10 protein-coding genes are annotated in these 14,188 nt (G+C 45.8%); 7 read left to right on the forward strand and 3 right to left on the reverse strand.

What is annotated here, in order from left to right; genetic code table 11:
- Positions 1-19 precede the first annotated feature (19 nt).
- Complete coding sequence (gene udk, locus ABWW54_RS08340) at positions 20-655, forward strand: uridine kinase (RefSeq protein ID WP_353411788.1); 636 nt, start codon at positions 20-22, stop codon at positions 653-655.
- Between the two features lie 29 nt (positions 656-684).
- Positions 685-1,908 carry a NupC/NupG family nucleoside CNT transporter gene (locus ABWW54_RS08345; protein WP_353411789.1) on the forward strand — a complete coding sequence of 408 codons (1,224 nt, stop codon included), beginning with the start codon at positions 685-687 and terminating at the stop codon, positions 1,906-1,908.
- Between the two features lie 56 nt (positions 1,909-1,964).
- Here ABWW54_RS08345 and ABWW54_RS08350 read toward each other — a convergent pair whose 3' ends face one another.
- Positions 1,965-2,885 carry an isopenicillin N synthase family dioxygenase gene (locus ABWW54_RS08350; protein WP_353411790.1) on the reverse strand — a complete coding sequence of 307 codons (921 nt, stop codon included), beginning with the start codon at positions 2,883-2,885 and terminating at the stop codon, positions 1,965-1,967.
- 109 nt (positions 2,886-2,994) lie between these two features.
- On the opposite strand from ABWW54_RS08350, the gene ABWW54_RS08355 reads away from it, so the two are divergent.
- Positions 2,995-4,950, forward strand: a complete 1,956-nt coding sequence (locus ABWW54_RS08355; RefSeq protein ID WP_353411791.1) for a PhoX family protein — start codon at positions 2,995-2,997, stop codon at positions 4,948-4,950.
- Positions 4,951-5,110: 160 nt separating this feature from the next.
- Entirely contained in the window at positions 5,111-6,010 is a 900-nt protein-coding gene (rarD, locus tag ABWW54_RS08360; protein ID WP_353411792.1) for an EamA family transporter RarD, read from the forward strand.
- A gap of 96 nt (positions 6,011-6,106) precedes the next feature.
- Here the strand turns inward: rarD and ABWW54_RS08365 are convergent, their stop codons facing one another.
- Positions 6,107-7,282 carry a vWA domain-containing protein gene (locus ABWW54_RS08365; RefSeq protein WP_353411793.1) on the reverse strand — a complete coding sequence of 392 codons (1,176 nt, stop codon included), beginning with the start codon at positions 7,280-7,282 and terminating at the stop codon, positions 6,107-6,109.
- A 14-nt stretch (positions 7,283-7,296) separates the two neighbouring features.
- Positions 7,297-8,148 (reverse strand): AAA family ATPase, encoded by an 852-nt coding sequence (locus ABWW54_RS08370; RefSeq protein WP_353411794.1) that lies wholly within the window; start codon positions 8,146-8,148, stop codon positions 7,297-7,299.
- A gap of 77 nt (positions 8,149-8,225) precedes the next feature.
- Here ABWW54_RS08370 and ABWW54_RS08375 point away from each other — a divergent pair, with 77 nt between their 5' ends.
- From ABWW54_RS08375 to ABWW54_RS08385, 3 genes are all read left to right on the forward strand, one after another.
- Positions 8,226-8,861, forward strand: coding sequence for an alpha-ketoglutarate-dependent dioxygenase AlkB family protein (locus ABWW54_RS08375; RefSeq protein WP_353411795.1), 636 nt, complete (start codon positions 8,226-8,228; stop codon positions 8,859-8,861).
- Between the two features lie 695 nt (positions 8,862-9,556).
- The gene (locus tag ABWW54_RS08380; RefSeq protein WP_353411796.1) at positions 9,557-12,442 is read left to right on the forward strand and encodes a TonB-dependent receptor; all 2,886 of its coding nucleotides are present in this window, start codon (positions 9,557-9,559) and stop codon (positions 12,440-12,442) included.
- Between the two features lie 191 nt (positions 12,443-12,633).
- Entirely contained in the window at positions 12,634-14,184 is a 1,551-nt protein-coding gene (locus tag ABWW54_RS08385; RefSeq protein WP_353411797.1) for a tryptophan halogenase family protein, read from the forward strand.
- Positions 14,185-14,188 lie beyond the last annotated feature (4 nt).

Genomic DNA, 14,188 nt, shown 5'->3' on the forward strand with positions numbered 1-14,188 from the left:
CGAGCCTTGAGGATTTGTGTTGAAAAGACCTGTAATTGCTATTGCTGGAGCATCGGCTTCTGGCAAAACTTTGTTTACCAGGACCGTGGTAGAGGAGTTGTGCGCTGAGTTTTCGCAAGACTCCTTGGCGGTGTTGGAGGAGGATGGCTATTACCGTGATCAAAGTCATTTGCCGATAAAGATTCGAGAGCAAACCAATTACGATCACCCGCGTGCCTTTGATCATGAGTTGCTCAATGAACATTTAAAGCAGTTAAAGCAAGGTCACTCAGTAGAGGTGCCTACCTATGATTACGAAGAGCACACGCGATCGAGTGTCGTTCGACAGGTTAATACGGCGAATGTGATCTTAGTAGAAGGGATTTTGTTGTTGGCCGACCCAGATTTATGCGACAGCTTTGATATTAAGGTTTTCATTGATACGCCGCTCGATATTTGTTTGTTGCGAAGAATTGAACGAGATGTCAATGAGCGAGGGCGCAGTTTGCAGTCGGTTGCAAAGCAATACGAAGCAACTGTAAGACCGATGTATCACGAATTTATTGAACCAAGTAAGCAGCAAGCTGACGTTGTCGTAACGGGTGGCGGTAAAAACCGAGTTGCTATCGAAATGGTCAAACAAAGCATTCGCTCTTCGTTGCGCGACTTAACGTAAATCCGTTACCTTTTGAAAAGGAAAATATAATGACAACTCTCATCACCATCATTGGAATGGCGGTTTTTTTCTTAATTGCAGTGCTTATTTCAACATCAAGAACCACCATTAGTATTAGGACTGTGGGGGCAGCCTTTGGGTTACAGTTCCTAATTGCCGGGTTTGCTTTGTATGCGCCGTTTGGTCGAGCCGTATTGGAAACGGTGTCAGGCGCTGTATCGGGAGTTCTTCAATATGGACAGTCAGGGATTGCATTTCTATTTGGTGATGTTGGAGCAGGAAAGGTGGGGTTTATCTTTGCGTTTCAAGTGCTGCCCATCATTATCTTTTTCTCCGCCTTGATCTCCGCTTTGTATTACTTGGGGATCATGGGGTGGGTTATTCGCATCATCGGTGGCGCTCTGCAAAAACTGTTGGGAACGAGCCGCGCAGAGTCGTTGTCGGCGACGGCAAATATTTTTGTCAGTCAGACCGAAGCCCCAATGGTTATTAAGCCCTACGTGGCAGGGATGACTCGTTCAGAGCTTTTTGCCGTTATGGTAGGTGGAATGGCCACCGTCGCGGGGTCAGTTCTGGCGGGCTACGTGGCGCTCGGCGTGGAAATGAAATACTTAATTACAGCGAGTTTCATGGCGGCGCCAGGCGGTTTTTTAATGGCCAAATTGATCATGCCTGAACGAGAGCAGGTCGTTGTGAACGATCAAGAGGTGATGCAAGCTGAGCACGACCAATACGTGAACGTGATAGATGCAGCCGCAGGCGGGGCGACCAATGGGTTAAATTTGGCCGTAAATATAGGCGCAATGCTCATTGCGTTTGTTGCTTTAATAGCGATGATCAATGGCCTGCTTGGTTGGTTTGGTGGGCTGATAGACTGCCCGGATTTGACGCTTCAAGCGATTTTCGGTTGGGTGTTTAAGCCCGTTGCGTTTTTGCTCGGAGTGCCGTGGGCCGAAAGTGGTGTGGCAGGAAGCTTGATTGGACAGAAGCTGGTGTTGAATGAATTTATTGCGTTCATTGATTTTGGGCAGCAAAAGGAATTGTTAGGAGCGCATTCTCAAGCAGTCGTCAGTTTCGCGCTTTGTGGTTTTGCGAATTTTTCATCGATAGCCATTATTTTAGGGGGCTTAGCCACCATTGCACCTGATCGGCGCAGTGATGTTGCTCAAATGGGGCTTAGGGCCGTTGCCGCTGGGTTTATGGCTAACCTAATGAGCGCGGCGATAGCCGGATTTTATATTTCGATAATGTGAGGCAAGTCAAGGGCTGAAGTGCGATAGCCACCCATCTAGTCTCCACGATTTGCTTTTTACTTTAAACCGTTTTCGGATAGCCGTTGATTTAAAAATTGGTCGGCGGTGATTGCTTTACTGTCGTTCGAACCACCAAATTCGGCCAGTCTGCCCAAGCTAGCATCGCTGTGTGGGTGTAAAAAAAATGGCATTGAATAACGCGCGGATTGGCTGTTATCAGGGTTTATGACTCGGTGTACCGTAGACGGTAAGGCGTTGCCGGTGATTAATGCCATCATGTCACCCGTGTCGACGACGATTTCATTGGGGTTGGTTTCGATGTCGACCCATTTGCCTTCTTTGTTCAGAAGCTGCAGGCCTGAGTCTGTGGCTCCCACTAGCAAAGTCATCAAATTGATGTCAGCGTGGGCGGCTGCCCTCATCCTCGTTGCTGTATCCATACCATTCACGGCTGGGTAATGAATTAACCTCAGCACTGAGTTGCCGTCCTCTATCAGAGATGGGAAGTATTCTTTAGGGATAGAGAAGCCTTCTCCAATCGCGTTTAGTAAGTTTAGAGCCAGCTCCTCTAGAGCAGCGAAAAGTTGACAAAACAGGGGCCGAAATTGAGGGATTTCTGAAGGCCAGAGATTCTTTGGGTAGCGTAAAAAGTAAGGGCTGTCTTGGTTAAGGTCTTTGCCGATATGCCAAAATTCCTTCAGATCTCCAGTGGTCTGACCTTTTGCTCGCTCTTTGCCAAAGCCTGTGTACCCTCGTAATCCGAGTTGTTTTAACGTATAGGTATTCTTCGATTCAAGAGGTAAATCAAACAGTTCTTTTGTTAGAGCATAGGCTTGATTTAGAACGTCTGAATCCAACCCATGATCTGTGAGGCGCACAAATCCGGTTTCACTCAATGATTCTTGCAAGTGATCCACAAACTTAATTTTGGTGGAACGATTAAGGTAATCTTGAAAAGAAAGAGTTTGAACAGCCATTTTTGAGTCGCTAAAATATTGTCATAGGTGAAATTAAACACGACACTGTCGTCAAGCTGTCATGCAATTGAAGCAGTATAAACAAATTTGATTTGGAAGAATAAATACAATGAATGATCAAGGTGATAATCGGATTACCAATAGAACCGCGGTAGCGAGCTTTTTTGATGTGTGTGAGCGTCGTTTCTCGCGTAGGGGCTTTGTAAAAGCGAGCCTAGCGGTTGGTGGCAGCGCGGCGGCTTTAACGCAACTCTCTGGTTGTGGCTCAGATGAAACCGAGATCATCGCGGAACGGGATAATCAATGGCGTGAAAACAATCCTTATAAATCTCGTTATGATTTTAAAGAGATTGAGCATGGGGCAGATCAACATCACCATGTAGCTCCTGATCATGATGCGCAAATCTTGATTCGGTGGGGCGATCCATTGTTTAAAGATTCTCCAGAATTTGACCCGCTTAATCAGACGGCGGAGTCGCAATCCAAGCAGTTTGGGTACAACAACGATTATGTTGGCTATTTGTCATTGGAACCGCTGTCAGGGCAACAAGCAAGGGCATTGTTGTGTGTGAATCATGAGTACCCTATTGCGGGATTGATGTTTCCCGACTTCCCGGCTGACGGTTATGAAAATATTACGGAAGAACAGGTTAAAGTCACTCAGGCCGCCGTTGGCAACTCCATCGTTGAGGTGGGGCTTAAGGATGGTAGTTGGACGGTAAATACGAAGTCCAAATACAATCGCAGAATATCGGCGTTAGATACTGAAATAGCCATTAGTGGCCCTGCCGCTGGACATCATAGGATGAAAACCTCGGTAGATAAAAGAGGTAAAACGGTAATCGGCACTATGAATAACTGTGCTGGAGGAATGACGCCCTGGGGGACCTACTTAACCTGTGAGGAGAATTTTAACGGCCATTTTTCTGGAGAAATTCCTGGTAACCATCCTGAGGCAGAGAATCATAAGCGTTACAATGTACCCACAGATTACACTCATTGGGGTGGGCATGATCGACGTTTTGATATTGGAATTGAACCAAATGAGCCGAATCGTTTTGGTTGGGTCGTGGAAATTGACCCTCTTGACCCGAACTCGAAACCGAAAAAAAGAACCGCTTTGGGACGATTTAAGCATGAAGGTGGTGAGTGTATCGTCGCGCCTTCTGGGCAATTGGTCGTTTACATGGGCGACGATCAACAGTTCGAGTACGTTTATAAATTCGTGAGTCGCGATGCGGTGGATATGGAAAGCCCTAGAGCAAATCGTGACTTGTTAGATGAAGGTACTTTATACGTCGCAAAGTTCTATTCTGAAGGGTATTTGGAGTGGATGCCATTAACGCATGATAATGGCCCGTTGCAAGCCGCGTTTGAGTCTCAAGCCGATGTGTTAATCGATGCGCGTAAAGCGGCCGACCTGCTTGGTGCCACGCCGATGGATCGTCCTGAAGATGTTGTGCCCAACAAAGAGACCGGCAAAGTTTACGTTATGTTGACCAATAACAGTAAACGAAGTGAAGGAAATCATGCCAACCCTAGAGCAGAAAATTACTTTGGTCACATTATCGAGATCACCGAATTGGACAACGATTACGCAAACGAGCGAGGGTATTGGGATATTGTGGTTAAGTGCGGTAACCCTGATATTCCAAGCCACCAGTCTGACTGGAGCCCTGAAACGACTAAAAACGGATGGTTTGCCAGCCCCGATAATGGGGTTGTGGACCCGCAAGGTCGATTGTGGGTGTCATCAGATCAAGGTAGTAAGACATTTATGACGGGCACAAACGACGGTCTGTGGGCGCTTGAAACTGAAGGAGCACTGCGCGGTACTGGCAAGATGTTTTTCCGAGTGCCAGACGGTGCTGAAATGTGCGGGCCGGCGTTTTCAGATGATGGAGAAAGTCTTTTTGTCGCTGTTCAGCACCCTGGAGACAAAGGTCGAGCAGGTGAGGTGAGGGTAGAGACGGCGGCGACGCGCTGGCCTGACTTTAATGAGAAGATGCCTCCAAGGCCGTCGATCGTAGCAATCCGCAAAAAGACCGGTGGAAAAATCGCTTGACGATTGATGCGTGCCTAGAAAAAAGCTTATTAAGGGCCTCTCTGTAGACGGCCCTTAAGATCAAGTTCGAACAGTGCAATAAGCATCGTGCAAAGCCTTGATATGGGGCTTGGGGTCGCTTACAGTAGCCGGCCGAGCAGTTTAAATAATTAGAGTGGACATGAAAAACCATTTGGGTCTGATTTACGCAATGTCTGCCTATTTATGGTGGGGTATTATTCCAATTTTTTGGAAGCAATTAGACCATATACCCAGTATGGAGATTGTTGCGCACCGTATGGTATGGGCTGCGTTAATCGTCGTTGCTCTGATCGTGTCGATGAAGGAGTGGAAAGCATTCGTTGCTGTATTCAAAGATAAAGTAACACTGCTTAGGTTGTGTGCAGCTTCTTTGTTGGTGATGACTAATTGGGCTATTTTTATTTGGGCTGTTAATAACGACCACATTGTAGAAACTTCTTTGGGGTATTTTATTAATCCGCTTATCAGCGTGTTTTTCGGACTGATATTTTTTGGGGAGACCCTCAGAAAGGGGCAGTCATTGGCCTTGCTGCTGGCTGCATTTGGGGTTCTCGTGATGATTGTTGCAACGGGTGGGGTGCCGATTGTGTCCCTGTCTTTAGCGATCACCTTTGCTTTATACAGTGTAATGAAGAAGAAAGTGTCATTGCCTGCGACGCATGGCTTGGCAATTGAAACTCTGTTTACTCTTTTACCTGCAGCCGCATATCTGTTGTTTTTAGACGTGCAAGGGACAGGGAGCTTTGCCCATGATGCTCAGTCCAGCATCATGTTGATACTGGGTGGATTGTTTACCCTGATACCGCTTTTGTTGTTCGCCGCTGCCGCAAAGCGAGTGAGTATGACGGCATTAGGAATGACTCAATACTTAGGACCAACATGCCAGTTATTGATAGGGGTTCTCATCTACAATGAACCTTTTGGATCCACTGAACTGTTGGCTTTCGGTTTTATTTGGTTTGCGCTGGCCATCTACTCAGTGGATCAATTGAAAGCGCAAAGTGAACGTCGAAAAGCCAGAAAACTGGCTTCGGCTTAAACTGCCTTTGGTTGTTCGTGTAGTCTAGGAAAGCGAATCTATTCCATTGGGGTTGCCCCAAAAGGAGGACGATCTCGCTTTCCGTACCTTGGTCCTTTACTTACTCAAATACGCCATCGCTTCTTCCATGCCTTTTAGGCTCAATGGGAACATATTGTCGTCCATTAAATCTTGGATGATTCGGGTCGAGTGCGTGTGTTGCCAGTACTCTTTTGGCGTTGGGTTTAGCCACACCATTTTATCGTAGTGTTCATTGAATCGCTTTAACCAATTGGCGCCTGGTTCTTTGTTCATGAAATCAATGCTGCCACCAGAATGCGTGATTTCATAGGTTGCCATCGCCGCGTCACCGACAAAAATTACTTTGTAATCGCTGCCGTATTTTCGAAATATATCGTGGGTTGGGGTGACTTCGTCGTAGCGCATTTCACTGTTTTGCCACAGCCCATCATAAATAAAATTGTGGAAGTAGAAATACTCCATGTGTTTGAACTCAATCCGAGCGGCGCTGAACAGTTCTTCGCAGGTTTTAACGTAGGGGTCCATGGAGCCTCCTACGTCAAATAAAAGCAGTACTTTAACCGAATTGTGGCGCTCTGGAACCATCTTGATATCAAGAAGTCCTGCGTTGTGGGCAGTGGATTTTATTGTGTCATCTAAATCCAACTCTTCTTCAGCTCCGGTTCTAGCAAACTTTCGTAAACGCCGTAGTGCCATCTTAATATTGCGAGTTCCAAGTTCAATGCTGTCGTCAAGGTCCTTAAAGTCTCGTCTGTCCCACACTTTGACTGCGCTTTTACCTCCTCCTTCGCCCCCCACTCTGATGCCTTCGGGGTTATAGCCGCTGTTACCAAATGGCGATGTTCCTCCTGTTCCAATCCATTTACTGCCACCCTCATGCCGTTCTTTTTGTTCTTCCAAACGCTTTTTAAAGGTTTCAATCAATTTCTCCAGACCGCCAAGGCTTTCTATCTGCGCTTTCTCTTCCTCTGTCAGGGTTTTTAGGAACTCGTTACGTAACCAGTCTTCTGGAATAAGCGCCTCAACAAAGTCTTCAAGTTTTTCTAATTCCGTGAAGTGAGCCTTAAACGCGCGGTCAAACTTGTCAAAGTTTTTTTCGTCCTTAACCATGCACGTTCGAGCAAGGTAATAAAATTGCTCTATATCTGCGAACACGATTTTGTGTTCTAAAGCGGTAATAAGATCAGAGAGCTCCCGGAATGTTACCGGAAGCCCTTGATGCCGAAGTGAATCGAAAAAATTAAGCAGCATAATTAAGCTATCGTTTATTGGTTTCGAGTTTCACGGCGATGCATGAACGCTAGGCGCTCTAACAACTGCACATCTTGTTCGTTTTTAAGCAGGGCCCCGTAAAGCGGAGGTATGGCTTTGTGGTTATCTCTGTCTTTTAATATGTCGTCTGGAATATCGTCAGCCATCAACAGCTTTAACCAATCTATCAGCTCTGATGTTGAAGGTTTCTTCTTCATGCCCGGAATTGATCTAACTTCAAAAAACACATCCAAGGCCTCCTTTACTAACGTTTTCTTTGCGTCTGGGTGGTGTACGTCGACAATTTGTTCCATCGTGGTTCGGTCTGGAAAATTGATGAAGTGAAAAAAGCAGCGACGTAAGAATGCGTCTGGCAATTCTTTCTCATTATTGCTTGTTATAATAATGATAGGCCGATGTTTGGCTCTAATTGTCTCGCCAGTTTCGTAAACAAAGAATTCCATCTTGTCGATTTCAACTAACAAATCATTCGGAAATTCGATGTCTGCCTTGTCGATTTCATCTATCAGCAACACGACTTGTTCATCGGCTTCAAATGCCTCCCAAAGTTTCCCTTTTTTGATGTAATTCGAAATGTCGCTTACATCGCCATCACCAAGTTGGGAATCACGTAGGCGTGACACGGCGTCGTATTCGTATAAACCCTGTTGAGCCTTGGTGCTGGATTTGATGTGCCATTGAATCAACCGTTTGCCTAGTGTTTCGGCTACTTCTTCTGCCAGCATTGTTTTACCGGTACCCGGTTCACCTTTTATTAACAGTGGTCGTTGAAGAATGATGGATGAATTCACGGCCAAACTTAAGTCTGCCGTTGAAATGTAATTATCACTGCCGTTAAATTGCATGCTTTACTCTTTAATTCTATTGTCGATATAGTAATGAGATTATAGGCTAGACACCTAAAAAATAACTCACATTTTGTATGCTTACTCCAACTCACCAAGACGATTTGTTTTCTCTTGACGGTGTTCATCAGGCGGTCACCCTTGATGGTGATGGTCTGGAGGCTTTCTACCAGCCAAGATTCGTTGCTAGTAATGTTGCCAACACGTGGTTTGAAGAGCTTCTCCAGACCACCCATTGGCAACAGGACACAGTCACAGTCTATGGCAAGCGCCACCTCACTCCCAGGTTGAGCTGCTGGATGGGAGAGTCGTGGATGTCATATTCCTATTCTGGGCAGACTATGCGGCCGCACCCTTGGCAAGCTTTGCCATTAGAAATCAAACTGAAAATCGAAGCTGCAACAGGCGAGACATTTAATAGCGTTTTAATTAATTATTATCGAGATGGGCGAGATTCTAACGGGTGGCATTCGGATGACGAGCAAGAACTGGGCGCAAAACCTGTTATCGCTTCATTGAGTTTAGGGGCTGCTCGCGACTTCCACCTGCGTTCTAAATCCAATCATGCGCTACAACATCGTCTTAAATTGGCTTCTGGTAGCCTGTTGATGATGTCCGGGTCGACCCAAGATTTTTGGCAGCACCAAGTGCCCAAAAGGGCTCATGCTGATGCTCGGCTTAATCTAACGTTCCGAAAAATTGTGCGGACTTAATTGCTCAAAGATTGCTTTAAATCGGACCCTCACCGCGCGTTTTAAGTGCACAGTTAAGGCTCGTGAAGTTTGGATTTTGAGAAATAGCTGTCGTGTTAGCGCGCGAGTTTTCTTTTGTCTTGGTGGCGATGTTCATTGATCGTACGGTCCGATTAAGGAAGAAAGAGAAACACAATTATTGTAATTTTATTTCACAATTAGTCGTACGTTAGTCTATTTACGATCAATTTTGGTGAAATAGGACCTGTTTTTTGACATATTTTTACATAAATTGCGAAACAGCCAAAAAAGACAGCTCTAGTCTAAATGATGTAAGTGGCTGAATTAAATGCACATTCATTATCTTGTTGTGATTTATAGGCGTGGACGATGAAATATATTTACAAAAAAATAGGTGACACGATTAAAATATTGTCATAAGGTTGTGTTAAGTAGCTAAAAAGTTACTAAGCGTGATGCAAAAGAACCTCGCGCAACTGGATGGAGAATAAAATCAGCCAAAAAGAGCTGAAGAAGTAATTCCAAAATCATTACTCGGGTCGATAATGGCAGTTGAGATTATCTTTACTCGTGTCAAATGGTAAACGGTTGCCATAAAGTAAGAAGGCCAAACTGCGTCAATAAAAAAAACCGTTTAAGAAGGAGATTAGATAATGACTAAGTGCATATCTATGACTAATAGTGGACGCTCCTCTATGAAGCACCCACTCAAAAAAACCTTGCTCGCCATGTGTGTTGGCGCAGCCATTCAACCCGCGTCCTGGGCTCAAACCGAATCTAATGAACCTGCTACTGACGGTGACGTGTTAGAAGAAGTAACCGTCTATGGTGTTAGATCCAGTCTGAAAACCGCTCAGGATATCAAGAAAAATGCTGATACCCATGTTGATGCCATTTCGGCCTCTGATTTAGGGGCTTTACCAGATGTTTCGGTTTTAGAAGCATTGCAACGAGTTCCAGGTGTCTCAATTGAGCGCTTCGCAGCACCAACTGACCCTGATCACTTTTCCACTGAAGGTTCTGGTGTAACGTTACGTGGCCTGCCTAATACTCGGTCTGAATTCAATGGCCGCGATACTTTTTCTGCAGACTCAGGAAGGGGATTGTCCTTTCAAGATGTGTCGCCTGAACTGCTTGGCAGTGTTGAAATTTTCAAAAATCACACCGCCGACATGGTTGAAGGTGGTATTTCCGGCACAATTAACCTGAACACACGTAAGCCGTTTGATTCTGAAGAGCGAATTCTTAATTTTTCAGCGCAAGCAAATTATGGCGATCTAGAAGGTGAAGTAACGCCGTCTATCTCGGGTCTTTACAGCGACCGTTTTGAGGTCTCAAGCGGGGAAGTCGGCGTTCTTTTAAGCTACGCGAATTCCGATTTGGATTTTCGCTCTGATGGTGCTCAATTTGGCTTTCACACGCAAGATGATCAAGGGCGTTTCGCGCCGATCAATGCTGGGATTCGAACGACGTCAACTAATCGTAAGCGCGAAGGTATCTCGGCGGCATTGCAGTACGAGAATACCGATAAAACGTTTTCGGTATTGGCAGAATACATAAGCTCTGATTCTGATAATAACTGGCTAGAGTATGCGTTTTTCTCAGACGATGCTGGTGGATCTGTTGGGTCAGACGCCGTGTTCAGCGGTAACCGTTTTGTTGGTGGCACAATCGAAGGTGTTGCCGGCGGCCTAGGTCCACAAACGAGAGCTCAAACAGGTAACAAGCAAACCGAAGAATTTTCTCTGAATTTTGGCTTTCAACCAACTGAAAGACTGGCCTTAAAGGCTGATTTTCAGTACGTGGATTCAACAACAGACGTGTTAGATCTTTCCGTTTTCGGCGGCGTCGTCGGTGGTGGAACTCGAATTTTGCTCTCTGAAGCAGATGCTCCGACGGTGAGGTTTTTAGCGCCACAGGGTTCGGGTCAATCTGATGCGGAATTTTTCTCTGACCCCAATAACTACTTCTGGCGTGCGGCGATGGATCACATCGAAGAGTCAGAAGGAGATGAAGTTGCGGTAAGACTTGATGCTGAGTATGACCTTGAAATGGACTTCTTCAAGTCTGTGGAAGTGGGCGCGAGATATTCAGAGCGTGACCAAACAACACGCTGGTCGAACTACAACTGGGGTAACCTCTCTGAGACTTGGCGTGGTGGTGTTTCTACCTTTGCTGGCAGTACAAATGCAAACGGCTTTCAAAACGATCAGACGGGCGCGTTCTCATTTGGTGATTTCCATAACGGAAACGTGGGCGGTCTTCCTGGCGGAACCGGCATTTTCGCGGATCCGAGTTTAGTGACGAGCTTTGATAACTTTTTGGCGGCATTTGGTGGGCAACGCCATGTTGCAGACTTGGCTGATCGAGGCCAAGATGGCGGTTTCTACACAGACGCAGAAATCAATTCTACGGTTGAAGAAAATACCGCCTTTTACGCTCGCTTGAACTTTGGTATTGACGGTGAAAGACGATTAGATGGTAATGTGGGCCTGCGCTACGTGAACCTGGATACAACGGTCACGGGTGGTCAAACCTTCCCTAGCATTACTGGGCTGGCTGCTGCTTTGCTGCCAGCTGACGTTGTCGCTTTTGGTAACGGATTTCGAGATACACGTGCAGCCGAAAGTTCATACGATACGGTGTTGCCGAGTTTAAACATCAAGTATGAGCTTAATGAAGACTTGATTGTTCGTTTTGCTGCATCGAAAGCCATTTCGTTTCCAGGCTTGGGCAACTTGAGGTATAACTACAATATTTCCTCAAATATCCAGACTGATGCAGACAATAACACCGCAACGTTGCGTTCGTTCTCTCAGAGCTCTGGAAATCCCTTCCTCAAGCCTCTCGAATCAACCAACATCGACTTGTCGCTAGAGTACTATTTTGACGATTCTGACTACGTGTCTTTAGGTGTTTTCCACAAAGACATGAAGAACTTTTTCTCAAACAATACCGTTGAGACTTTGGTAACAAACCCAAGTAATGGGGTGACTCAGTTAGTAAATATAAATCAGCCGATTAATATTGATGACGCCAGCCTTTCCGGTTTAGAGTTCTCTTATCAGCAATTTTTTGATGAGTTGCCTGGTATTTGGAGTGGATTGGGAATGCAATTTAACTTCACTTATCTTGATCCAAGCAATGTGCCTCAACAGAACTTAAGACCAGAGCAATCGGGCTCTCAGAGTGATGCAGATCGTGCGGCAGTACCGGACTTTGATTTACCATTGCAGGGCTTATCTGAAACGCAGTACAACATCGTTGGCCTTTTTCAGAACGAAAAATGGGAAGGTCGCTTAGCCTATAACTGGCGTGATGACTACCTACTAACCATTCGTGAAGTAAACAGCCCAGGTAGTGGTCCTGGTGTGCCTACTTTCGCCGATGGTCGTGGGCAATTAGACGGCTCGGTATTCTACACTGTTAACGATTCTTGGCAGGTTGGATTGCAGGGCAGTAACTTGCTTCAAGACGAAGTGGTGACATCAAGTTTGGCTGAAGATGGCCAGACGCGAGTTTTGCGCCATTCGTTTATTTATGATCGACGATTTACTTTTGTAGTACGCGGTCAGTTCTAAGTTAGCTGGACTTTAAGTCTGGGAAGCCACTTCAAGCACTCTTGGAGTGGCTTTTCTTATTGGGCATTAGATTTTATGTTTGTAGTGCTAGTGTAGACTCGTTGGGTCTCTGCCTATTGTTGTTCTTTTTAAGTATTGTTAATGTCATTGTGACTATTGCTTGTTTGTCACGGTATTGTTAAAACGTTCATATGCAAATAGATACAGATTCAGTTAAGAGAATTGTCATTGTTGGCGGCGGCACGGCCGGTTGGATGACCGCGGCGGCATTGATTAAGGTGTTGGAAAAGTCGGCGTGCACGGTGACTCTTATTGAATCCGAGCAAATAGGAACGGTCGGTGTGGGTGAAGCCACCCTACCGCATCTTAGATTTTTTAATCAAAGGCTTGGTATCGATGAGCCTGATTTTATGCAACGCGTAAACGCCACCTATAAACTTGGGATTGATTTCGTAAACTGGGGCAGAATTGGCGACTCGTATGTCCACCCTTTTGGGGATTTTGGCAGCCCAATTAATGGAATTCCGTTTCATCATTACTGGCAACATGCGGCAAACAGTGGTTTGGCCAGCGATGTCGGTAATTACTCTTTGCCGGTTGCGATGTGTCTTGCAAATAAGTTTGCGTTCCCTGCTCAAGACTCGTCGCTAGAATCCACATTTTCATTTGCCTACCACATTGATGCTGGTTTGTACGCAAAGTATCTCAGAGACTATAGTGAACCACGAGGATTGGTTCGTCAGGAAGGCAAAGTCGTCCAAGTAAAGCAAGATGGTGAGTCAGGCTTTATCACCTCGGTCGAGCTTGATTCTGGCTTAGAAATAGCCGGAGATCTGTTTATTGATTGTTCGGGGTTTCGAGGGTTGTTGATCGAGCAGACGCTGGAGACAGGGTATGAGCATTGGAAAAAATGGCTTCCGTGTGATCGAGCGATAGCTATCCCATGTTCCTCGATTGAGCCGCCAATACCGTACACGCGAGCAACAGCGGATAAGGGCGGTTGGCGATGGCGAATACCCTTGCAACACCGTGTGGGTAATGGGCATGTCTATAGTAGCGACTTCATTAGTGATGATGAGGCTGAAAACGCGTTAAGGATCGGTTTGGATGGCACGCCAGAGGCGGAGCCAAACTACTTAAAATTTAATACCGGTCGACGTAAGAAAATGTGGAATAAAAATGTCGTTGCCATCGGGTTATCTGGTGGCTTTCTCGAGCCACTAGAGTCGACAGGCATTCACTTAATACAGCTTGGGATCATGAAATTGATTGAGTATTTTCCTAATCTAGGAATGGACTCGTTGTATGAGAATGAATTTAATCGCGTGATGCAGATGGAGATAGAGCGCGTAAAAGACTTTCTGATTTTGCATTACAACGCCACTGAAAGAAATGATACTGATTTTTGGAATCACGTCAGAACGATGGAGCTACCTGATTCGCTCTATGAAAGGATGGATCTGTTTAAGAGCACCGGACAGGTGGTTAAGTATCAGGAAGGCTTGTTCTTAGAACCGTCTTGGATTGCCGTGTACTTGGGGCAACGAGTTCGCCCGCAAGCAATAGATCCGAGAGTGCAACGTTTGCCAGCCTCGCAGATAGCAACCAAGCTTCAAGAGCTTAAAAGTCACATTGACGGTGTCGTTGACGGCATGCCACTGCACGTAGAAGCATTGCAAACACTCGGTGATCCTGGCCAAGATGGGTGGAAAAATGCATCGATGAATCTCTATGGCCATTAAGGGA

The sequence above is a fragment of the Arenicella sp. 4NH20-0111 genome (genome assembly GCF_040366405.1).
Classification (GTDB): Bacteria; Pseudomonadota; Gammaproteobacteria; order Arenicellales; family Arenicellaceae; genus Arenicella.